General features: G+C 39.3%; 23 protein-coding genes and 1 other RNA gene. 10 read left to right on the top strand and 14 right to left on the bottom strand.

Translation table 11 applies throughout. The features are described from left to right. The first annotated feature begins 306 nt into the window (after positions 1 to 306). From ACSEMK_RS05210 to ACSEMK_RS05190, 5 genes are all read left to right on the top strand, one after another. Positions 307 to 1,563 carry a tyrosine-type recombinase/integrase gene (locus tag ACSEMK_RS05210; protein ID WP_430914596.1) on the top strand — a complete coding sequence of 419 codons (1,257 nt, stop codon included), beginning with the start codon at positions 307 to 309 and terminating at the stop codon, positions 1,561 to 1,563. Then, on the top strand, positions 1,514 to 2,869 hold the full coding sequence (locus ACSEMK_RS05205; protein WP_059327689.1) for a tyrosine-type recombinase/integrase: 1,356 nt from the start codon (positions 1,514 to 1,516) through the stop codon (positions 2,867 to 2,869). Before ACSEMK_RS05210 ends, ACSEMK_RS05205 begins: the two co-directional genes overlap by 50 nt. Then, on the top strand, positions 2,862 to 4,523 hold the full coding sequence (locus tag ACSEMK_RS05200) for a hypothetical protein (protein WP_430914595.1): 1,662 nt from the start codon (positions 2,862 to 2,864) through the stop codon (positions 4,521 to 4,523). Before ACSEMK_RS05205 ends, ACSEMK_RS05200 begins: the two co-directional genes overlap by 8 nt. Further along, positions 4,504 to 4,902, top strand: coding sequence for a hypothetical protein (locus ACSEMK_RS05195; RefSeq protein WP_059327691.1), 399 nt, complete (start codon positions 4,504 to 4,506; stop codon positions 4,900 to 4,902). Before ACSEMK_RS05200 ends, ACSEMK_RS05195 begins: the two co-directional genes overlap by 20 nt. Before the next feature lie 92 nt (positions 4,903 to 4,994). Beyond that, complete coding sequence (locus ACSEMK_RS05190) at positions 4,995 to 5,423, top strand: hypothetical protein (RefSeq protein WP_071055692.1); 429 nt, start codon at positions 4,995 to 4,997, stop codon at positions 5,421 to 5,423. Positions 5,424 to 5,476: 53 nt separating this feature from the next. Here ACSEMK_RS05190 and ACSEMK_RS05185 read toward each other — a convergent pair whose 3' ends face one another. The 8 genes from ACSEMK_RS05185 to ACSEMK_RS05150 form a co-directional block, all read right to left on the bottom strand. Next, positions 5,477 to 5,794 carry a cell wall-binding protein gene (locus ACSEMK_RS05185; protein ID WP_134710084.1) on the bottom strand — a complete coding sequence of 106 codons (318 nt, stop codon included), beginning with the start codon at positions 5,792 to 5,794 and terminating at the stop codon, positions 5,477 to 5,479. Positions 5,795 to 5,816: 22 nt separating this feature from the next. Beyond that, positions 5,817 to 6,095 carry a hypothetical protein gene (locus ACSEMK_RS05180; RefSeq protein ID WP_430914594.1) on the bottom strand — a complete coding sequence of 93 codons (279 nt, stop codon included), beginning with the start codon at positions 6,093 to 6,095 and terminating at the stop codon, positions 5,817 to 5,819. 253 nt (positions 6,096 to 6,348) lie between these two features. Continuing rightward, positions 6,349 to 7,596, bottom strand: coding sequence for a relaxase/mobilization nuclease domain-containing protein (locus ACSEMK_RS05175; protein ID WP_435336324.1), 1,248 nt, complete (start codon positions 7,594 to 7,596; stop codon positions 6,349 to 6,351). Continuing rightward, complete coding sequence (locus tag ACSEMK_RS05170; protein ID WP_144290822.1) at positions 7,565 to 8,005, bottom strand: hypothetical protein; 441 nt, start codon at positions 8,003 to 8,005, stop codon at positions 7,565 to 7,567. The genes ACSEMK_RS05175 and ACSEMK_RS05170 overlap by 32 nt, the downstream gene beginning before the upstream one ends. Positions 8,006 to 8,109: 104 nt before the next feature. Next, entirely contained in the window at positions 8,110 to 9,351 is a 1,242-nt protein-coding gene (locus ACSEMK_RS05165; protein WP_435336323.1) for a hypothetical protein, read from the bottom strand. Positions 9,352 to 9,778: 427 nt separating this feature from the next. Further along, complete coding sequence (locus ACSEMK_RS05160; protein ID WP_045889046.1) at positions 9,779 to 10,192, bottom strand: hypothetical protein; 414 nt, start codon at positions 10,190 to 10,192, stop codon at positions 9,779 to 9,781. 46 nt (positions 10,193 to 10,238) lie between these two features. Next, positions 10,239 to 10,445, bottom strand: coding sequence for a hypothetical protein (locus tag ACSEMK_RS05155; RefSeq protein ID WP_071698745.1), 207 nt, complete (start codon positions 10,443 to 10,445; stop codon positions 10,239 to 10,241). A gap of 3 nt (positions 10,446 to 10,448) precedes the next feature. Beyond that, positions 10,449 to 11,351 carry a hypothetical protein gene (locus tag ACSEMK_RS05150; RefSeq protein WP_124302410.1) on the bottom strand — a complete coding sequence of 301 codons (903 nt, stop codon included), beginning with the start codon at positions 11,349 to 11,351 and terminating at the stop codon, positions 10,449 to 10,451. Positions 11,352 to 11,657: 306 nt separating this feature from the next. Between ACSEMK_RS05150 and ACSEMK_RS05145 the strand changes: the two genes are divergently transcribed. Together ACSEMK_RS05145 and ACSEMK_RS05140 are read left to right on the top strand one after the other, a co-directional pair. Next, positions 11,658 to 13,817, top strand: coding sequence for an ATP-dependent nuclease (locus ACSEMK_RS05145; protein ID WP_227659664.1), 2,160 nt, complete (start codon positions 11,658 to 11,660; stop codon positions 13,815 to 13,817). A gap of 2 nt (positions 13,818 to 13,819) precedes the next feature. Continuing rightward, the gene (locus ACSEMK_RS05140) at positions 13,820 to 15,571 is read left to right on the top strand and encodes a UvrD-helicase domain-containing protein (protein WP_430914592.1); all 1,752 of its coding nucleotides are present in this window, start codon (positions 13,820 to 13,822) and stop codon (positions 15,569 to 15,571) included. Between the two features lie 81 nt (positions 15,572 to 15,652). On the opposite strand, the gene ACSEMK_RS05135 is transcribed toward ACSEMK_RS05140, so the two are convergent. The 3 genes from ACSEMK_RS05135 to smpB all read right to left on the bottom strand — a co-directional run bounded on the left by ACSEMK_RS05135 (position 15,653) and on the right by smpB (position 18,037). After that, on the bottom strand, positions 15,653 to 16,882 hold the full coding sequence (locus ACSEMK_RS05135; protein ID WP_077948849.1) for an integrase domain-containing protein: 1,230 nt from the start codon (positions 16,880 to 16,882) through the stop codon (positions 15,653 to 15,655). Between the two features lie 165 nt (positions 16,883 to 17,047). Next, positions 17,048 to 17,410, bottom strand: a transfer-messenger RNA (tmRNA) gene (gene ssrA, locus ACSEMK_RS05130). A gap of 144 nt (positions 17,411 to 17,554) precedes the next feature. Continuing rightward, complete coding sequence (gene smpB / locus ACSEMK_RS05125) at positions 17,555 to 18,037, bottom strand: SsrA-binding protein SmpB (RefSeq protein ID WP_020078156.1); 483 nt, start codon at positions 18,035 to 18,037, stop codon at positions 17,555 to 17,557. Between the two features lie 153 nt (positions 18,038 to 18,190). Between smpB and ACSEMK_RS05120 the strand changes: the two genes are divergently transcribed. Together ACSEMK_RS05120 and ACSEMK_RS05115 are read left to right on the top strand one after the other, a co-directional pair. Further along, positions 18,191 to 18,628: a type II toxin-antitoxin system RatA family toxin gene (locus ACSEMK_RS05120; protein ID WP_015370248.1), complete on the top strand. Its 438-nt coding sequence runs from the start codon at positions 18,191 to 18,193 to the stop codon at positions 18,626 to 18,628. Next, on the top strand, positions 18,618 to 18,908 hold the full coding sequence (locus ACSEMK_RS05115) for an RnfH family protein (protein WP_015370249.1): 291 nt from the start codon (positions 18,618 to 18,620) through the stop codon (positions 18,906 to 18,908). Before ACSEMK_RS05120 ends, ACSEMK_RS05115 begins: the two co-directional genes overlap by 11 nt. Before the next feature lie 63 nt (positions 18,909 to 18,971). Here the strand turns inward: ACSEMK_RS05115 and bamE are convergent, their stop codons facing one another. The 3 genes from bamE to nadK form a co-directional block, all read right to left on the bottom strand. Then, positions 18,972 to 19,310, bottom strand: coding sequence for an outer membrane protein assembly factor BamE (bamE, locus tag ACSEMK_RS05110; RefSeq protein ID WP_047044418.1), 339 nt, complete (start codon positions 19,308 to 19,310; stop codon positions 18,972 to 18,974). 147 nt (positions 19,311 to 19,457) lie between these two features. Further along, entirely contained in the window at positions 19,458 to 21,119 is a 1,662-nt protein-coding gene (recN, locus tag ACSEMK_RS05105) for a DNA repair protein RecN (RefSeq protein WP_045366812.1), read from the bottom strand. 86 nt (positions 21,120 to 21,205) lie between these two features. Continuing rightward, positions 21,206 to 22,084: an NAD(+) kinase gene (nadK, locus tag ACSEMK_RS05100; protein WP_015370252.1), complete on the bottom strand. Its 879-nt coding sequence runs from the start codon at positions 22,082 to 22,084 to the stop codon at positions 21,206 to 21,208. Between the two features lie 123 nt (positions 22,085 to 22,207). Here nadK and grpE point away from each other — a divergent pair, with 123 nt between their 5' ends. After that, entirely contained in the window at positions 22,208 to 22,798 is a 591-nt protein-coding gene (gene grpE, locus ACSEMK_RS05095) for a nucleotide exchange factor GrpE (RefSeq protein ID WP_015370253.1), read from the top strand. The last annotated feature ends 19 nt before the right edge of the window (positions 22,799 to 22,817 follow it).

The raw sequence follows: 22,817 nt of genomic DNA, 5'->3' as shown, positions 1-22,817 counted from the left end.
CATAAAGAAACTACTTTATGTAAAAGCAAAATTTAATCTGTATTTGCATATAAAACTAAAAAAGCAAATCTGCCATTTACAATTCAATTTACATATTGAGTACAAATTCTTTTTAATTAATTACTTATGTATTTAAAGTGGAAAGAGTGGAGTCTAATATCCCTCAAGAGGGATATTAGAGCATTTCTCTCACATATACTGATACAAAAGAGATTGATTCAGACTTATGTAAAATAAATTTGTAAATTGCATAATCATTATGCTTTATTTAGTTTCACTTATTATTAATTGTAAATAGGAGAGGCTATGAATTACAAAATAAAAAGAGTAAAAGATGGAAATGGAGTTCGTAACTGCATGATAGTGAATGCTGATACAGGTATCCCATTGGTTTATCCAAATCTATATATGAGTGTAGTATTTCGCATAAAGAACTATTCATTTTCAACAATGGAGTCAATAGCAAATTCTTTGCTATTGTTTGAAAGATACAATACAGAAAAAAAGGTATCTTTGTTTAATTCTTTACATTTAAACTGGGAAGTTCTTGTCTCTGAGAATGGTTATCTGTACGATTTAATGAATTACCTGTCATACAAAAAGAGCCAAGGGAATGTTATTGATGTAAATAAGAAAAGGCATATCACAGAAAAATCTTTATACTTTAAGATAGTAACTATAGAGAATTATATTAAATGGTTTATAGATAAAATAACTTTCAATGAGTCTAATAACTATGAATCGATCTGTAGAGCATTTGATTTTATAAAGCCAAGAATTGAAAACGCGAAGAACTACAACATTGAAAACGAAGAAAAAGCATTAAGTAAAGACCAGGAAAATACTTTGCTTAACATAGTGGGTATAGAATCAGCGACGAATCCTTATGCTCCACATGTACGGTTTCGCAATAATCTTATAATTAAGATTCTACTTGAAACTGGTATGAGAGGAGGAGAATTACTCAATCTGAAGATAGCTGATTTTAATTATAAGAAGAAAAATTTATGCATAGTAAGAAGGCCTGACAATAAAGATGAGCCAAGGCTGCGACAGCCTCTTGTCAAGACTTTAGAAAGGCAAATCCCTTTAAGCTTTGAATTAACTGAATTGGTACATGAATACATTAGCACTTTTAGGAGAAAGCAATCTAAAGCAGTTGAGCATGACTATCTACTCGTTACCCATAGTTCTAATGGTAATTTAGGGTATCCATTGACCATTTCAGGTTATCAAAAAATTTTTGAGCAAATAAGGAAAAACAGTAATGAGTTAAGAAATCTCGTAGGTCATGCATTGCGGCACACATGGAATGTTAAATTTTCAGAAATGATGATCTTAAACTGCAATCCTGATAATTATGCATTTTATGAGAAGGTAAGAAATTATCTAATGGGCTGGAAAAATGAAAGTGATACTTCAGATATTTATAATAGAAGATTTATAATTCAAGAAAGTCAAAAAATAATGGCGATCATTAATCCAATAAAACATTTGAATGAGGAGTCTATGAATGTTACCAATTATCAGAAATCTACAAGAAAATCAATATTCGGTTTTTGAAACTAAATACGGTGGTTTCAAAATAACATTTTCAAACCCGAAGTGGAAGATTAATGAAAGTATAATGTTGAATTTAGATTCTCTGAAAATTATGGGTGAGAATTTTATACATGTTAAAACGACCTTGGCTTATTTTGCTATGAATTATAGTGCAAGCTATACAAAGAAAATGTTTTATGCCATGAAGCATTTTCTAAAATTATCAGATAATGTGGAGAGTCTATTTGCATTTAACAATATAAGATTTTATTTTGGCAAGGTTAGCCCATTAGACTATACCCATACTGAATCTATGAAATATTTACTTTTGAAAATGCATACTCTTTTCCCCTCGTTGTTATCTTCTAACTCTGTTGAATTTATTACTGAAATTGAAATTAGCAAAAAATTATCAGGAAAGTATTTAAAAACACATAATTATCAAAAAGGTCCATTTAATGATACTCAAATAAAAAAGATATTAGAGTTAACAGCAAGAGCTTATCAGGTTGAGAGGATTAGTTTATCTAACTATCTTATGCTGCTCCTTTTGATATATACAGGTCGGAGACCGATGCAGATTGCTCAACTTGAGACAGGGGATCTTTTCAAACTCGATGGGGTTTTTTATATCAATATTCCAAAAGTTAAACAAAGAGGAGCTTATAGAAAGCAGTTTAGTAAAGTACAAATCCCCCAAAACCTTTTTGAAAACCTAACTTATCTCATTAATGCAGTGAAATCTATTGTAAGTGAAACACTAAATACTAAATTAAATGAAAAACAAAAAAACAAGCTCCCTATTTTTTTGAATACATATCATTTCAAAAACAACACAGTAAGTTTGGACATGATTGAAAATGGAGAGTTAAAACTGTCTTCATATCAGGTAACTACAAAAATCAGAAGAACAATAAATCGTTCAATCGGGAAACTCCAAATTGATTTTGGAGAGATTAACTCAAGAAGATTTAGATACACATTAGGGACAAAAGCAGCCCAGATGGGTTATAGCCCATCATTGATAGCTAATATTCTTGATCATAGCTCAACCAGTTCTGTAATGAGTTATGTACACAACACTGCTGAAAACAGCAGAAAAATTAATGAAGCAATGAATGAGTTTATAAAACCAATAGCAAAAAAATTTACAGAAAAAAACTCGGCAGAAAGAGAGTTGGTTGTTTTAAAAGATCTTATAGATAAGTACTTTTTTGCATCTGAATGTGAATCGATATCTTTTGATAGTGCAATAAACTTACTAATAAAAGATGGCATTGATAGTCTCTTCAATGACTTGATAAATTACGAGGTGATAAATGAATAATAATTATGAAGATAACGTTTATAAATTTATTTCTGAAAATAAAAAAAATTCTAACAATAAAGATTTCAAATGGGAAAATCCAAGTTGGGGGAGGGGGATAACTTTTTATAGTGAAATAAAAGCTAATAAGAGTAATGAAAAAAAGAGGCTTATGAATAAAAATATTATAGAATTTGCCAAAGCTTATATATGGAATAATTTTTTTTATGATTTGCCTAAGGCTCTAAGGAACATAAGATTACTGAGAGTATTAGAAGTCGCTCTTTTACGAGTGAATAAAGAGGCTAATATTTATGATATAAATCATAAAATTTTAGATGAAGCCATAATTATTGCATATGAAAATTTTGCAGAGTCAACTGTTTATAGAATTTACTCTGACTTAATATCATTTTGTTCATTTATGTCAAAAAGGAATATGTTACCTCCATGGATCGTTCGCTGGTCTTATCCATTTAAAAGAAATGAGATAAATAAAAGTAAACAAATAGGCTCAATCGACTCGTTATCAGAACAAGAGCAAATAAAACTACCAGACGAAAGGGTTATAGATTTTGTAGGGGGAATTTTTACTTCAGAACCTATCAACACAAGAGATATCTTTATATCTTCAATTTTTGCCTTGCTCTTATGTGCTCCATCAAGAATAACTGAAATTATGCTTTTAGAAGATGATTGCGAAGTTGTAGTCAAAGATATGAAGGGCATACCCAGATATGGGCTGCGATTTTATTCATTAAAAGGTTATGGGTATAACACAAAATGGATACCAGAATCAATGGTTCCGATAGCAAAGGAAGCTATCGTGCGATTACGAAAACTTACTAATAATGCAAGGGTTGTATCTAATCTCTTACAGAGTGGGGAGGACTATCTGTATAGTTGGTTAAATAAAAGTGCATTTGAAATTTTGACAATTAAGGATCTCAATAAGCTTGGTTTTGTTATAAATAAAGAAGATATTTCAAAGGAGAATAAAATATTCCTGTCAAGTGTTGAAAGTGGTGTTATTAGCATCAAAGCATTCTGGGTTTATCTGTTGCGGAAAAAATCTGAATTGAAAGCTACGAGCGAACGAGACAACCGCATTACACATAGAAATTTATTAGCAATAAATAAAGATCAACTAAATTCAATAAAAGGAACTGACATTTTCACTTCACTGAATGCCATTTCCAATGATTTCAGATCTGATTTTAGCATTCGCAATGTTAATAATATATTCAGAAGACATGCCAACTCTAACATTGATAGTGCCAATCTCCGTTTTCACAGTCATCAAATAAGGCATTTGCTTAACACTATGGCTCAACGGAGTGCATTGTCTCAGGTGCAAATAGCTCACTGGTCAGGGAGAAGAAATGTTAAGGATAATGTTGTGTATGATCATATGTCTCACGATGAATTAACTGAACTATCAAGAAAGGTTTTGAATACTCATGTTAATAAAGGCAGTTCAATCTCGAATCAGAAAAAAAGTATTGATTCTGATTTTAGAATAAATCTTGAAAGTAAATTTAAAGAACTTGAAAAGAAGATTTTAGATTTAGACTTTTCAGGGCAAGAAAAAATATCTGAAAAAATAAAAACATTTAGATTAATGTTAGAAAATATAATCAAAAAGGAGAAGCAAAATGGCAAAGAAGTTTTATGATAAAGAAATAAAATCTATTGTTAAAATTATTGAAAACTGGGAAAGGCCAAATTTTACATGGGATGCTGTATGTTTGGCTTGTAAAAAAATATTAGGTAAAGTTCCAACCAGACAAGCACTGAGTCAACATACTGAGATTGTCGTAGCATACAAAACAAGAAAGAGGGCTGGTTCTGTAAAACCTCAAAACAGAAAATTGCCAGGAAGTTTAAGTCTTGCTGCAAGTAGAATTGAAAGGCTCGAAAATGAAAATAATGCATTAAAACATGAGAATAATAATTTATTGTTAATGATAAAGAAAATGCATGAGAATGCTTACCGGCATAATATACTTGTCTCAATTCTCGAAGAAGAAATAACGCATAGAGGAAGAAAATAACCAATTGAAAGGTTTTACCTATTGACAGGTGGTATTAATATGGTATTTGTATATGCAGTCAGGAAGACAAAAACTTTGCAAGGATGCAATTTATGGACAAAAACAATTTTAATTCAGTAACGACACTTGAAGAACAGCTTGTTGTCATCGTAGATAAGTATATCTCGAAACGATACCAGCCCGGAGATAAAAGTTTCTCTAATCAACTCTACTTGGTGTTCGTTGGCTATCACTTAAAGTATTTCTACCCCAGGCAGTTATATACACGTTCTAATAGAAACATAGACAACATCATGACGATGTTTAGTTCTGTGTATAAATCCCTTACAAGTAATCTGTTGCGACAGTTATACAATAAAGAAGCTGTTCTTCGTGAACTAAACTCTCTTGTTAACTACATAGATAGCAATCAAGAAAGAGCGGAAGAGATCTACGCAACATTTAAAGCTCAATATGAAATGAGAGCCATAGAGAAAGAAATAATTCATGAGATCGTTTGTGTTAATCGTGTTAGATTGTAGACAATAAAAAGCCCCTAACGGTAGGGGCTTTAAAAACAGATAGTTTTTAATTTTTATTGTTGTATCTCTTTCCAGACACCATCAGATTTCACCAATTTAACTGGTTTTGTTTGTTTCATATTGCTAATAGAAGCATCTACTATACAGTTGTAAACATTATTGGCTTCTTCGGAACAGCTAACTTTTTTAACATAATCGATTTTTAAAAGGTCTTTTTCTGACACTCTTGAATCAAAATCTTTCATACTGGCATTTGTTTTATCTACAACACTCTTAAATGCATTGTAGATATCATCTTGACTGGGTTCGCTATTACATGCGGTTAATAGGAAAGTAGAAAGAATGATTGTAAGCATAGCATATGCTTTCATGTTTAATCCCTTTTATACTAAATTAATGTTGGTGTGTGAAAACTGCTCTGTGTGCAAATTTCTTGCGTAAATACAATCTTAAAGAAATTGCTAATGCAAAATAGATTACGACGGTTAATATAAAATTTTGACTAATAGCAAATATGAAGAAAGCAATTGCTAACAGCACAATTCCTATCAGTACAGCTAACCAAGCTGAAATGGCTCCATATGCAATAGATGAATGACACCCTGTACAGATACGAACTCCAAAAGGACTCTCTTTGAAGCAAAATGGACACTTTATTGTTTCGTTATTCATACAAACTCCGTTTATAAAACAGGTTCCTGAGACTGCAAATTGTTTAAAAATTATCAGGCTCTTTTCAGGGATTTTCGATGGCTGGCTGGCTAAAGTAAAATCACTTGTACCGATCGATGATTGCCACTTGATAGTTTGTAGCTATCATAACTGAGTTATCGATCTGTATTAACGATCAATATTTTATTGACTAAATGCAAATTGATTACTAGGGGATAGAGTGTAGTTACGGAAGCTATTTGTAAATGGCTGTCTATAAACGAATTTTTCTTACAGGTTTAAGATGATGTGTTGAATAGATTTCTGAGATGTTTGTGGGAGTCTTATGAAGAATGCTCTTACCGTAGCTTCGGAGAAGCTCTATGAGCCGTTGTAAAAAGGGAAACCAGCTACTGAGCCTGAGATGCTTTTGCTGTTTGACTGCATTCTTTTGAAGAATTTTTTGTACGATTTCGTGTCGTTTGTCTTCTCTGAGCCGTAGTTCCAGTTCGGCAATTTTTTCACTTATGCTTTCCCTTGGTATATCGGTTGCTGCAACATCTTTAGCAGGAGCAGGAGCAGGAGCAGGAGCAGGAGCAGGAGCAGGAGCAGGAGCAGGAGCAGGAGCAGGAGCAGGAGCAGGAGCAGGAGCAGGAGCAGGAGCAGGAGCAGGAGCAGGAGCAGGAGCAGCGGGATGGTCTTTTGTTGGTGTGTTGGTTCGTATCGCTTCTAAGTGGTCAGGGTTGTAGCTAAGTTGCTTTTGAAGATTTGCCCAAGAGTAACCCTTGCCTAACTGCGAAGCTTTGAAAGCTATATCGCGGTAAGAGAATGAGAAGCCGTTCATCTTACCGGTAGAAGCAATGTTAGCCGTCCAGCCGACTTCGGCTTCTTCCAGTCGTTTTATGAAAGTTAAAAGATCAGGTGTATCTGCCAAACTTTTATCAAGTATCTGTTGGAGAGCTTCCTTAGGGGAGGGAACACCAGTCCGGGCCGATAGCATTTGTTCGTTGCGAGAGATTCTTTTTCGCTTCGGTTGCCTTGGTGTAATCGCAGAAGCTGTCTTGGTAATTGTCAGGTTATGAGCGATTTCAAGTTCACTGATAATCCGGGTGCTGATGAGGTTTTCATTCCTACCTAAGTAAAGCTTTCCACCGGCCATGTCGATTCTGCTTGCGATAATGTGTATGTGCTGACCTTCGTCGTCATGTAAGACATAGCAACGGAGATGGGTATCACTGAACCCCATCATCTTCATGTAGCCGTCAGCTATGTTTACCCATTGGTCATTCGATAATGCTTCTCCGTCAGGCAATCGTAGAGAGTTGTGCCAAACGGGTTTTGCGACATCCTGGCGAAGATGCTTGGTGCTGTCGAATTCAGCGACCAGTTCAAGGGCTGAATCACCTAACATGTTCCCGCCAATGACGACTGGATCACTTTTGTGGTGTGCTCCCAGCTTCAATGCATATTGAACAACACCTGCGAAGCTCTTACCCCTCTTGATCTTCCGCATACCCTTCACGAGCGGTACTCCAAAAATCTGTTCTTAACAAGCTGTGACGAAGCTCTTTCAGTTGTCGCTTCACAGCGAAAAGCTCGGTGTGAGTAAGCTGGCTATCTTTACTCTTACTGTCGATATGGAGAGCAATACGGTTTAACTTCTGATTGATCTCACCCAAAGTTTTCCATGTATCGATGTTTACAGGAGGCACAATTGTTGGCAGCTTCTGTAACAAAGCCATACGTAACCATTCGCCTTTACTCGTAGAACCGCGTTTCGTATTGAGTTGTTGAAGTTCTGCGTTATTCAGACGAACGCTGACACAATGAGTTCTGAGAGTTTGCGGTATTAATTCTTGCAGATTTGAAGATTGCTTTATTAAAGGTGCGATGCTTTTTGAAATGCGAGGCATTGATGGGTTTATTTCCATATAAACTCCTTTTTTAATGTTGATGTCTTTAACTATTATACATGCTCCTGAAATAAGTCAATATTTGCAGGAGCAATATTTAATATAATACTTATAAATATGTATTAAGAATGATATTCCCAATCAATTTTATGTAGACCATAGTTCTTTATGAGTAGTCCAAAAGGACACAACTCATCATCATGAGCTCTTAATATAGGGTTTGTTGTGCAGAGACTATTAGTGACATTAGGATTTGAAACTCTACATAAATCTATCAGTGCGCAATTTCTGTCACTGCCTGAGACATAAATCATAAGGGCGAGAACTGTTAGAAGTTGCATAAATTCATTCTGGTTAAAGTCTTCTGGAAGTAAGGAAATACATTCCCCATTATTATTCATAACAAGGGGGATACCTATTTCTTGAATGAAACCGTTTATTTTTATGAAAAAATCATCACCATTTAACCTGAAAAGTTCGGCAAATATAAATTTATTAGATAATTCGGTTTTTGCAAAATCAATAACAAGTTGTATCCATCTTTGGATGTTGGGGAAATTGTTTCCAGAATAAGTTAATGATAATGATTCTTTGAAATCAAATAGTCTTCTCTGAGTCTTGGTAAATATAGTTTCATTAAAGCCTCCCTTTGCTTCCCATGGGCGATTAATGAGGTAGTGACTACATGAATCGAAAGTATCAAGAACAGAAATCATATTATTGATTTTTAATTCTTCAATAATATTGAAAAACATATTTAATGGGTTGTCATTATATAGACAATATTCAACGAAACATACTCTAACTTCATCAGCAACATAATCAAAGCCTAAAAAATCAAATAGCGAATCAACAGTCATATATGGAAAGTGAGGATGAGAAGTTTCCCAGTGCTTAGTTTCAATTTTATGTGCAATATATTCAAGGAAATCTCTTGCCCCAACATGGTATTCCGAGTTGTTTTCTAAGACTAAGATATATTTAAAAACCCTAGCACCAGTATCAATTGTGAAAAATTCATTCTTCAAAGATTTGATTTTAACATTTTCATCGATGAAATCGTCGCATCCCCATGTTGAAGAGAATTGTCTGTCAGTCAGTTGGGTATCGTCATCCCACTCAGAAAATGGTCGTATAATTTTTTTTACTTTATTTGCATGAAGGAGGACACTAAGAAATCGTCTTTTTGAGGTTAGTGTGTTTCGTATGGAATATGGGAGGATTAGATCCTGTAAAAAATGTATATATTCATGAACAAATGTTTGTTCGTTATTCCGAACACACTCCTCAATTTGTTCGTTGGATTCGATATGCATATAAAAGTTCGATGGGGAATATGAACCATTTGCTGCTCTGATTTTCATTATATTTGTCACCTCTTTCGTTATATGCTTAGTACTGTGCATTAAAATAACATTACTTGTAGGCTTTTGTATAGTCAGTCTTTTACAACCAAAGGGCAGGAAAAGCAAGGCGACCAAAAGAAGCTCCGCTTCCTTTGGTTAGCTCTTGCTTGAGTTGACAAAACATAAAAGGATGTTAGTTAATATATATTAATTGTAGGAGGGTTTTATGAATAAAAAAATAATGACGTATATTGTGATAATTTATATCGCCTCAATTTTAGCATCCTTAATTTATTTAAACTTATCGGACACTTTTTCGATGAGGTATTTCGAATTGTCCGGTTTAAAAGAAAAAGTCATCACTACCTATGTAGCGGTTTCATTGTTTTTTTCACCATTATTATTTATGATATCGGATGCTATTAACAGTGAAAAATAGAATTCTTCATTTTTCAGATTTATATTTTAACATATTTTCTTTATATTCAAATCGTGCAACGATAGCTTTTACTATTAGTAATATGGTATAGAGGCAAATGACAAGATAACCAATGTTATTTATCATGAATTTATCAAAAAAGTCTATAGACGTATTGGGTAATGTTTTTAAAGTTAGTAAGGCAGTTGTTAGAGCACTTACTGAAAATAAAACAGTATCATTTGCTGATTTAATCAGATCACGTTCAGTTTTATTTTTTAATTCTACCAAACGATAAAAGAAAGGGATAACAATACAAATTGGAAAAACTAATAAATATGGTGAGCTAAGGTCAAAGAAAAAAAATAATATTATGAGAACAAATAATAATTTTATGCTTTTTTTGTACGTGTCTATCAGCGGTTTTGGAATTTTTTTCATAATTTTATTCATTTTTAATTGAGCCAGCAGTGGCTGGCTCTAGTGGTTAGGCTGCCAGACCTTCATTGGGGCGATCTGAATCTTCTCTGCTATCTTTTTCAGCAGCATAAGTAGATTCACGTGACTTAGTAGACATCCCTGAGCCGTAGATCTTCTGAGCTTCACTATTTTCTGGTTTCCAAGCCCAGTTTGAAACATCTACTTTTTGTTCCGATTCCATTTTTTCAAGAAAATTTAAACCAAATACATTCATAGTTCACCTGCTATTTGAAGTTAACCAATTTGCAATGGACCCGGAAATATCCATGCCGGATAAATCTTCGATCCACAACCATTGACCAGCAGAATTCACCTCTAAGAACCACCAGTCATTATTTTCATCAACGATGAAATCTAAAGCCCCATATCGAAGGTTTAACTTAGACATTAAGGAATTTATTTTTTCCTTCACCGAAGTGGGGGCATCAATTTTCCAGTGCGGTGTATTAGGTATATCGTATCTACGCCAATCTATTTTTGCCTTGTTTGAATGCTGAGAGTCTATAGCACAAGCAAAATGTTCATCTTCAATTACTGTGTATCTAACTTCAAATTTTTTATTAACATATTTTTGAAGAGTAATTGGATTTTCTGAATAGTTTGCAAAACTTTCTAATTGTTCTAAAGTTATTTTGTTTACATATAGACCTAATAACTCACCTGATTCAGAGATATACATATCTTGAGACATGAATTTAAGAACCGAATCAGGGTAAGTAGTTAAGAAATTTTTGAGGTCTTCTTTGGAGTTTGAAGTTATAAATAGTGGATTATTTAGCCCAACTTCATTAGCTATTTTGTGTTGAAAATACTTGTTATCAGCGAGAGTTGCATCTCTTACATGATTAAACCAGCAACTTTCAGATAATGCATTATATAGACCAAAAAGGCTTTTATTCCATTCAGATCGCCATAATCTGAAACCATTACTTTGATCTTGCTGTTGTTCAGAATTGACTTGAACAGATACCCGCCTTGGCCAAACACATTTTACGGATGAATTTTTGATTGTTTTTCCGTTCTGGGAGATAGTCCATTCAGAGCCATCAAAGCTAATTTTTGTATCTTTAAGGGCTTCTATATCTAAATTCAAACGGAAATAGTTATCACCGAGTTTCATCGAAACTATGTCTGCATGAACATCGTTACTGTCAGTAAGTATCAAGATCATTGTTAGGATGTATCTGAATTTTTTTGTTTACTTAATATCCGATAGTTATGTTTCATCGTCAATATTAATTTTTATTGAATATAAGGCATTGATTTAAAAGTAGTTTAATCACCGCATTGGTTTTCATAATGTAATTTACATATGATATTATATCATTTCTTTTAGTCTTTCTTGTAAATTACCTTGCTTTTACTTGACTTAGTCAGACTTTTGTACTCGATAGCTTTGTGCTTCTTGTGGCTATGGAGTAATCTAATGTGTAATAAAACTATGCTAAGGGTCCAATCGATTACTATGTATATCAATAAATTAGCTATTAGAAATTATAAAAACTTTCGAAGCTCAAATTTCTGCTTTGTTAAAAACTCAGTGAATACAATTATCGGTGAGAATGCTTCAGGTAAAACAAATTTGTTTAATGCTATGCGATTGATTCTTGATGACTCACTTCCAATGAATTCAAGAGTTCTATCAGGTGAAGATTTTTATCGTGGCTTAAATGACCCCTTCGGGCACTGGATTATTATCACAATGTATTTTGATGATTTAAGTGAATCTGAAGAAGAACAGGTTATTGCGAACTATACAATAAATAATGGTAACGAAGAGGCATTAAAAGAAGGAAATTATACATTTATATATCGCCCAAGATTTCATATTAGGCAAAAGCTATACGAGTTAACTGTAGATAATAAAGATTTAGAATCAAGATTAGAGGCTTTTACAGAGTTGAAATCAACTTGTATAATATCCAAAGAGACTTACGAGGCTGTCGCTTTTGTTAGAACAAAAGTTGATTTTAATAATGACGAAGTTTATAAGCAAGTAGTTGGGGATTTTGAAAATTACATTTTTTCAAATCCCAATGAAGATGATGCTACAGTCATTGGTGTAAAAAAACCGCCATACTTCGCCTTAGGTAGTGAAGTTGCTTGTACTTATGTCAAGGCTCTTCGCAACGTGGTAGCTGATTTAAAGTATTATAAAACTAATCCACTGTATAAATTGCTCACTTTGAAAAGCAAACAAATTGATGATAGAAAAGATATTTCTGAGAATGTTAAGAACATTAATGAACAAATTTCAGCAATTCCTGAAATTGCTCGACTAAGTAATAAAATATCAACATCTTTACTTAATACGGTTGGCTCAACATATTCGCCAAAAATATTGGTTTCATCACAACTACCCGAAGATTTTACTGAATTAATCCAATCACTTGGATTAGTAGTCGAGGATTCTTTAGATTATGACGGTTCAGGAAGAATTGATGATTTAAGTCTTGGGGGGGCAAATTTAATATATTTGGCTTTAAAATTATATGAGTATGAAGAAATTAGAGATGCTGAAGAGCATATAACTCATTTCCTATTGATTGAAGAACCAGAGGCTCATATACATAATCATATTCAGAAAACTTTATTTGACAATTTTAATTTTCAAAATACTCAAGTCTTCGTTTCGACTCATTCAACCCAAATAAGCTCTGTTTCTAAAATCTCGTCGATGAATATTTTGGCTAGGCAACGAGGATATACAGATATCTATCAGCCTTCCAACGGACTACAGCCAAAAGAAATTTCGTCAATTGAAAGATATCTTGATGCAATCCGTAGTGATGTGTTGTTTGCTAAAAGTGTAATTCTCGTAGAGGGTGATGCTGAATTAATAATAATCCCAGAACTTATAAAGGTCACTTTAGGTATTAGCTTGGATGAATTAGGTATTAGCTTAATAAAATTGGATGGGACTGTATTTAAGCATATTTCAAATCTTTTTCATAGTAATAGATTAAAACGCTATTGCGCAATTTTAACTGATAAAGATTTGGCATATGTGCAAGAACCGGATGAACTATTTGATGCTGATTTCGTTGAATCTTTGAAAAACGCTGAGACTGACGGTTTACGCAGAGAACGAGAGTTGGCAGAGTATGTAGAAGGCAATCAATTTGTCTCCGTTTTTTATGCAGAGAATACGTTTGAAACAGAGCTTGTTCGGTATGATGAAAATTCCGATCTTTTCAACAGTGTCATTAGGACAACATATAAAAGATCAGGTGATATTGAGCGAGTTGTTGCAGGTATTAATTCCGATGATTTACGGGTAAGATTTAGAACTGCTCTTTTTTTCGCCAATAAAATAGGTAAAGGGTGGTTAGCTACTGAAATGGTAGAGTATCTCCATAATGAGAATCGTGTTCCTGACTATATATTAAAAGCGATTCATTTTGCACTTAAAGATAGAGAACTGAATGCTGTGCTTACTAAAATGCTTGCCTATAATATGTCTTTAATGGGAACTCACTGGGATGATGTATGCAACAAGATTAATTCTGAACCTGATTTTGATAAAAAGATGCAAGAGTATAGGAAACATTTCAATGATAGCTTTTCTAGATTTTGGGAGTTGTAATTATGCCATATAGAAATTTGACATCTGAACAACTAGATGCTGTAAAATTTGATGGCAATCTATTACTTACAGCTTGTCCAGGTTCAGGAAAAACAAAAACATTGGTTTCCAAACTTTGTTTTATCCTTGAAAATAAGGAGTTGTTTGATATAGGTAAGAAAAAAATTGTGGCATTGACATACACTAATGTTGCAGCAGATACTATTCTCGAAAGAATTATTTCATATGGTATAAATAGCGATTCATTGTGGATTGGAACAATACATAGTTTTTGTTTAAATTGGATTATAAAGCCTAACATTGATAGAATTCCAAGGCTCAGCAAAGGTTTTAATGTAATTGATGAGTATGAAAAAGAATTTATATTAAATGATCTGAGAGAACGTTATAACTTATCTCCTTACGATAAAATAGATACGCTTTTAGACTTAAGTTTTACTCCGGTATATTCTCGAAATACTGCTGAATATTCAGTGGTAAAAGCCTATCACTCCTATTTGTATGAGAATCGATTAATCGATTTTGATTTGATTTTGAATTTAACGTGCAATTTATTATTGAAGAATGATGTGCTATGTGAAAGACTATCTTTAATTATGCGATATATTTTAGTCGATGAATATCAAGATACCTCTCATATTCAATATGAAATACTAAGGCTGATAGTAAGTAAAAGAAATTCCTTGATTACTTTTATTGGTGATAAAGAACAAGCAATATATACTGGATTGGGAGCGGTTGTTAAGAATAGAGAAGAGTTGTTCGATTACTTCAACCTTGAAGAATTAGAAGAAATGAGGTTAACCGGTTGTTTCCGTAGTAGTCAATCGATCATAGATTTTTATAGCAAATATAAAGATGATGCCTATTATATTAATTCATTGTCAGAACTGAAGACATTTCCTTCTGTGATACTCAAGGAAAATAGTGTTGATATCACCCAGTTGTCTGTTTATGTTTCAGGAATAATAAGAACTCACTTAGAACAAGGTATTTCTCCTGGTGAAATTGCTGTTCTATGCCCAAGTTGGTTTGATGTAATAAAATTATCCAATGAAATTATATCACTAAATTCTGATCTGGATATCGATGGTATCATGGTTTCTCCCATACCTAAAAATAATGAAAACTTGTGGCTCAATCTTGTAAAGCTTGCTTTAATTGAAAAGAATCCATCTAATTATCTTGTTAGGCAGAAACTTTTGCGAGATTTACTCAAAGAATTAAATGATTTAGAGTCATATACAAAATTCTTTTCTCCAAAGCAAATCATAAAAGAAATAAATAAAATAGAATTTGCATTGGATTATAATTGTGAAATAGATATTTGGATAAAAAATCTTATAACTAACTTCTGTAGTTCATTAGGATTGGATGTTAATAATCAAAGCTATGCTTATAAAGAAATGATCTGCTTGATAGATGCTACTAAAAAACGAATGGCTAAATATAGTATGAACTATAGGGCAAATGATCTTCATTCTTTTTTTAATTTTAAAAGCGGAGTTAAAATTACGACTTGTCATTCGACAAAAGGAGATGAGTACGATGTCATTATTTGCACCGGGCTATTAAATGGAAAAATACCAAATTGGAATGACATTATAGATTGTAGCCCTGCACATCAAAATTATGTGGCTCGCAGGCTCTTATATGTCATAGGGTCTCGTGCAAAAAAACATTTATATTTGATATCTGAAAGCGGTCATAAGACACAAAAAGGTTATCCATATCAGGTCACTCCACAGCTTTAAGTACCCTTTGGTAGCAATAACTTTGGTATTATTGCTACGGGGAAATATAGTACTTATTTTCTTTTCTGCTTTGTCAATTGTTTAGGCAGCATAAGCTTTTAACCTTTGAGCTTGCACATAGCCGCTCCACCATTGCATGAGAACCACTCGTTCTGCGAGATAATCTGCGCGATTATATGCGGCAATTATTTCATCTTTCTTCGAGTGAGCAAGGGCCGCTTCTAAGACATCTGTCCTGAACTTACCCGACTCCTCTGCGGCCGTTCGTGCAATAGATCTCATTCCATGGGCTACAAGCTCTCCACCAAAGCCCATACGGATTATGGCCGCATTCGCTGTTTGTTCATGCATATGATTGAGTGGAGCTTTGATACTGGGGAAAACCCACTCTCTGTGCCCACTGATGGCTTTCATTGAATCCAATATTCGCAAAGCTTCTTTACTTAATGGGACCTTATGTGGCTTCTTCATTTTCATAAAATCGGATGGTATGTTCCACATGCCGGTTTCTATATCAATATCTGACCATCTTGTGCGAACAGCTTCACCAGGGCGAACCCATGTGAGAAGTTGCCACTCAATCAGTAGCCTTGTTTCTAAACGGATAGAAGCATTGTTTAGAGCAACCAGGAAGCGGGGGAGTTCGGAAGGGGGTAATGCTGGCATGTTCTGTTTCTTCGGCTTACTGAACCGTTGCCCAAGGTTATCAGCAGGATTGAACTCGATAAGTTCCTCAGTTGCAGCATAACGAAAAATTTCATTTAATCGGGAAATGATTCGCCGTAAAGTTTCGAGGACTCCTCTTTGCTCAATAGGATCGAGATGTTGCTTTAAGAGTTTGGGGCGGATCTCATTGATAGGAACATTACCCAAGCCGGGAAAGATATTTCTCTCCAGGCTTCGCCAGATGTCTTCTGCATGGTCTTGTGAGATACCTGAGGTCTTTACCTTCTCATCTAACCATTTCCTTGCCACGGTTTGGAGAGTGTGTTCAGTAGCATTCTTTAAGGCATTAGCTTTATTGTTGTTATGGACTTGAGGATCAATGCGATTGGCAAGCAAGGAAAGGTATTCATCTCGCAAGGCTCTTGCTCTTGCCAGAGTGAGGTGAGGGTAGGTCCCAAGGCTCATTTTGGTTCTTTTCTTACTCACTGGCACCGCATATCTGAAATACCAATTCTTCTTCCCTCCTTTTGCGAGAGGAGCGATTCGCAGGATCAAACCATCACCGTCAAACAAGTTGATTTCTTTGTCGGCTGGCTTGGTGCTTTTGATTTCAGTGTCAGTGAGCTTCTTAGCGATTTTTGCCATTTTGGGACCCTCGGTTTTTGGACCCTTCTTAGTGGGTCCCATTCAGGGTGCCATAACTCGTAGTTCTCAGCAATTCTCGCTAGACTACAATAGACGTAAAAAAGCCCGCAGAGCTTGTGCTGTGCGGGCTTAGTAGACTTTACTGAACTTCAGTACATCAATATTTGGTGGAGCTGGCGGGAGTTGAACCCGCGTCCGAAATTCCTACATCCTCGGTACTACATGCTTAGTTTGTCTTTACATTCGCACGCCAGCTGCGGACAGACACGCCACTAACGAACTAGCCTGATTAGTTTTAGCACTTCAACCCCAGGCAGGGCATCCGCGCGATCTCTTTTGGGTTTGACCTCTCTTGATCCCCGTCCTAAGAGCGGAGGCTAGGGAGAGAGGGCTCTAAGCAGGTTATTAAGCTGCTAAAGCGTAGTTTTCGTCGTTTGCGACTATTTTTTTGCGGCTTTTTACGAGGCCAACCGCCCCTCGGCATGCACCTTGGGTTTCGCGAATCCCGTCGAATCCAGAATCAGCCCCAATGTGTACTTGAAGTATAACAGATTTGTGAAGGTGGTTACCAGCCCCTGAAGCGAGGATTCTGGCGGCATATCGAATGAAAAAGCAGCGACAACAGCAATATAGCGTGGGGCCAGGGGGAGCTGGCCCGCAGAGAGGAGGGTATTACCGCCCGGCGTTCTTCATGATGCGCGCCTTATCGACCGCCCATTCACGATCTTTCACGTCGGTGCGCTTATCGTGTTGTTTCTTACCTTTCGCCACGCCGATTTTCACTTTGCACCAGGCGTTCTTCCAGTACAACGACAGGGCGACGACGGTATAACCTTCGCGGTTGATGCGGCCGTATAGCGCATCGAGCTCGCGCTGATTGAGCAGCAGCTTGCGGGTACGGGTCGGATCGCAAACGTAATGCGTGGAGGCGACCGCCATTGGCGTAAAGTTGGCGCCGAAAAGATAGGCTTCGCCATCTTTCAGAATGACATAGCTATCGCCGATGTTGGCTTTGCCGGCACGCAGAGATTTCACTTCCCAACCCTGCAGCGCGAGGCCTGCCTCGTATTCATCTTCGATAAAGTATTCGTGACGGGCGCGTTTATTCAGCGCAATGGTGGCTGATCCAGGTTTGTGGGCTTTTTTCTTAGTCATAATGTCCTGAAGTCATCGCTAGTTCTAAACATTGTTACCTCAATCCTTCCTGCGAGGCGTAATGGGCTATCTTAGCACGAGTTATGGTACAGCGTTTTTTTTAGCAGCAGATAAATGATATTATTTGTCCCGTGTTTAAATGTGGAACCTGCTATGCCTCAGATTAGCCGTACTGCGCTGGTGCCTTTCAGCGTGGAACAGATGTATCAACTCGTAAATGATGTGAAGTCCTATCCCGATTTCCTGCCTGGCTGCACCGGTAGCCGAGTGCTGGAGGCCGGGCCGACGCAAATGACGGCGGCGGTTGATGTGTCCAAGGCCGGCATCAGCAAGACTTTCACGACGCGTAATACGCTGACCGATAACCAGAGTATCCTGATGAGCCTGGTCGATGGGCCGTTCAAAAAGCTGATTGGCGGCTGGAAGTTTATTCCGCTCAGCCCGGATGCGTGCAAAATTGAGTTTCATCTCGATTTTGAGTTCACCAACAAGCTGATTGAAATGGCTTTTGGTCGCATCTTTAAAGAGCTGGCCGCCAATATGGTGCAGGCGTTCACCACGCGCGCCAAAGAGGTGTATCGTGTCGGCTAATATTGTGGTTGAAGTCGCGTATGCGCTGCCGGAAAAACAGTACCTGCAACGCGTGAAGCTGCAGGCTGGGGCAACGGTCGAGCAGGCGATTATCTCAAGCGGCATTCTGGCGCTGCGCGAAGATATCGATCTGGCGAAAAATAAAGTCGGCATCTACAGCCGTCCGGTCAAGCTGCACGACGAAGTCCATGATGGCGACCGCGTAGAGATTTATCGCCCGCTGATTGCTGACCCGAAAGAGCTGCGTCGGCAGCGGGCTGAAAAGCACGCTGAGAAATAAGCGGGAATGCACAATTAAAAAAAGCGCTCATTGAGCGCTTTTTGCATTTCTACTGGCCTGAGATTACTTGGTCAGCGCCGGTTTGTTATCAATGTTGGTTAACACACCGCTGCTGTCGAAGGTCAAGGTCAGGGTCTGCTGGGTCACTTTCTCATGGCCCGGCTGCTGGCGGAAAACGTAGAACCAGGTGTTGCTACCAAATGGATCTGACATCATCGGCGTACCCAGCGCATAAGCAACCTGCTGTTGTGTCATGCCGACACGAATTTTTGCGACATCGGTTGGTGCCAGATAGTTACCCTGGTTGATATCAGGACGGTAAACCACTCGTTCCAGAGTGGAACAGCCTGCGGTCAACATAAGGAGAACCGCTGCGGCAGCAGTCAGCGTTTTACAGCGCATAGTGATTTGATTCCTTTTTGGGCCCGAGCAATACGTGGCTCATCTGTAATATGCCGATAATAATAGACCTTTGCCCGGTTGGGAACCTTCGACTGCAGGTCTATTGGCAATTTGCTGTTCACTATGACTCTGTGAAAATCAAAAAGTTTACGCCGCAAGCAACTCTTTCGCGTTCGCCAGGGTGTTGCGGGTCACCTCGCTACCACCCAGTAGACGGGCCAGTTCCTGCAGTCTGGCGCGTTTATCCAGCGCATGCATGTGCGTCTCGGTCATCTCGCCATCGGTCTCTTTGCAGACAAAGAAATGATGATGACCACAGCCAGCAACCTGCGGCAGGTGAGTCACGCACATGACCTGCGTGGATTCTCCCAACTGGCGGAGCAGTTTGCCGACAACCGCCGCCGTCGGGCCGCTGATGCCGACATCGACCTCATCGAAAATCAGCGCCGGGGTTTCCATTTTACGGGCGGTAATAACCTGAATAGCCAGTGCGATACGCGACAGCTCGCCGCCGGAGGCCACTTTAGCGATCGGCTGCAGCGGTTGCCCCGGGTTGGTGGTGACGCGGAACTCAATATGGTCGGCGCCTTCGGCGGTCAGATGGCGTTCATCAAAGGCGACATCAATGGCAAACACGCCGTGAGGCATAGAAAGTGAGTGCATACTTTCAGTAATCAACTGGGTGAGTTCGTCGGCGCTGCGCTGGCGCAGGGCGTGCAGTTCTTGCGCCGTTTCCAGCGCCAGGCGGTGATGCTCAACGACCAACTGGCTCAGTGATTCCAGCGAGCCGGCGCTGTCGTCCAGCAGACGCTGCTCATCCAGCATGGCCTGATAGAACGCCGGCAGCTCTTCCGGCGCAATCTGATGCTTACGCGCCAGCGCGATCTGCCGGGAAATGCGTTGCTCCAGTTCGAACAGGCGGTTAGGGTCGAGATCGAGACGGTCATTGTAGTGGCGCAGCTCATCGGTCGCCTCGCTGAGCTGAATAGAGGCTTCTTCCAGCATATCGAGCACGCTGGAGAGTTTGCTATCCATACCGACCAGCTCGCTAACCAGCTGTTTAGCGGTATAAAGCTGGCTTTGCAAATTGGCCTCTTCGCCGTCGGCCAGTACCGTTAACGCATGCTGACAGGTACTGAGCAACTGGCCGCTGTTGGCCAGACGTTTGTACTCTTCGTCAATCTGTTCGAACTCGCCCGGCAGAGGATTAAATTCGTTCAGCTCTTTGAGCTGGTATTGCAGCAGGTCTGCGCGGGCGGCGCGTTCCTGGCTCTGCTGCTGATGCTGCGCCAGCTCCCGGCAGCTCTGGTGCCACTGGCGGTAGCGTTCCGCCATGCGCTGAGTAAGCGCATACTCACCGGTATAACCATCAAGCAGGGTTTTCTGATGTTCGGCTTTGGTGAGTAACTGATGGGCATGCTGGCCGTGGATCTGGATAAGCAACTGGCCCAGCTCGCGAAGCTGAGAAAGGGGCACGGCAGTACCGTTGATAAAACCGCGGGAGCGACCGTCAGCGCTGATCACGCGGCGAAGTAAACACTCACGCCCGCTCTCCAGTTGGTTTTCTTCCAGCCAGCGCTGGGCGGCAGGGGTATCTTTCAGCGCGAAGCGCGCGCACAGGTCGGCACGGCTGGCGCCGCGGCGCACCATGTCAGCTTCGGCTCGGCCGCCGAGGCACAGCCCCAGCGCGTCGATGGCAATGGATTTCCCGGCGCCGGTTTCCCCGGTGATGGCGGTCATGCCGCTGTGAAAATCAATTTCCAGTTCACGAACGATAGCGAAATTGCTGATGGTGAGTTGCGCCAACATAGCTGCCTTCCTGTATGAAAAACCATTACTGTGTTTTCGTACAGTATAGACTGGTTTTTTATCCAGTAAAGAGGCAGCTTGTAAAATCAGAACAATTTTTTCGACCAGCCCAACTTAGTGCTTAATGTATTGAAATAGCTGTAGTCTTTCGGGTGAATCAGATTGAGGTGATAATCACAGCGGCGGATGAGCACATCTTCGCCGTCCTGGATGGGTAGCGCAATCTGGCTGTCGCAGCTGATTTCCAGATCGTTGCAGCGCTGCGAGAAGCGCAGGCGAATGGTGCTATCGCCGTTAATCACCAGCGGCCGCGCTGATAGCGTATGCGGGAACATCGGTACCAGGGTGATGGCGTCCAGAGAAGGCGTGAGAATAGGGCCGCCGGCCGAGAGCGAATAGGCCGTCGAACCGGTAGGCGTGGAGATAATCAGGCCGTCGGAGCGCTGGGAGAAGGCGAACACTTCATCGATATAGACCTCGAACTCAATCATGTGCGCGACTTTACCCGGGTGCAGCACCACTTCATTGATAGCCGTGCTGATCCGCTTCTGGCAGTCATGCTGGCACACCTGGGCTTCCAGCAGAAAACGTTTTTCTGCGATATAGTGGCCTTCAAGTACGTCGGCCAACTGCTGGAGCGCGTTATCCGGGTCAAGGTCGGTAAGAAAACCAAGATTGCCGCGGTTAATGCCGATGACGTTGATGTCATAGCGCGCCAGGGTACGCGCCGCGCCGAGCATATTGCCGTCGCCGCCGACCACCACCGCCAGATCCGCCTGCTGGCCGATTTCCGCCAGCGTGCCGGTTTTAACATTGCTAAGCTGGAGTTCATGGGCGATTTGCTGCTCGACCAGCACCTCATAGCCTTTGCCGCATAGCCAGCGCCAGAGCATTTCATGTGTGGTCAGGGCGGTTGGGTGACGAGGGTGTCCCACAATGCCGATACACTTGAAATGGTTCTTCATGATCTGGATGTCCTTGGGTTAAATGAATGATGACAATCTGTCTGCTTCCCTTGAATCCCGGAAACTGATCCCCATAATAAGCGAAGTTAGCGAGATGAATGCGAAAAAAACGCGGAGAAATTCATGAGTAGTAAAGAACAGAAAACGCCTGAGGGGCAAGCCCCGGAAGAAATTATCACGGAGCAGCACGACAACGTAGAGGCGGTAGAGCCTGAGGTTTCTGCTGAGCAGGTGGATCCGCGCGATGAAAAAATTGCGAATCTGGAAGCACAGCTGGCCGAAGCGCAAAAGCGTGAACGTGATGTGATGCTGCGCGCAAAAGCGGAAGAAGACAACCTGCGTCGTCGCACCGAACAGGATATCGAGAAAGCGCATAAATTCGCCCTGGAGAAGTTCGTTAACGAACTGCTGCCGGTTATCGATAGCCTGGATCGCGCGCTGGAAGTGGCTGATAAAGCTAACCCGGATATGGCGCCGATGGTTGAAGGGATCGAACTGACCCTGAAATCGATGCTGGACGTCGTGCGTAAGTTTGGCGTGGAAGTGGTTGCCGATACCAACGTACCGCTGGATCCTAACGTGCATCAGGCCATCGCGATGGTCGAGTCTGACGATGTGGCTGCCGGCAACGTGCTGGGCGTGATGCAGAAGGGTTATACCCTGAACGGTCGTACTATTCGCGCCGCGATGGTAACCGTCGCGAAAGCGAAGTAATTCGTTAGTTTGCCAGTAA

This window comes from Klebsiella sp. K-3 (genome assembly GCF_051207495.1).
Lineage (GTDB): Bacteria > Pseudomonadota > Gammaproteobacteria > Enterobacterales > Enterobacteriaceae > Klebsiella > Klebsiella aerogenes.
The sequence above is the reverse complement of the archived record's forward strand: the minus strand, read 5'-3'. Positions and strand labels throughout refer to the sequence as shown.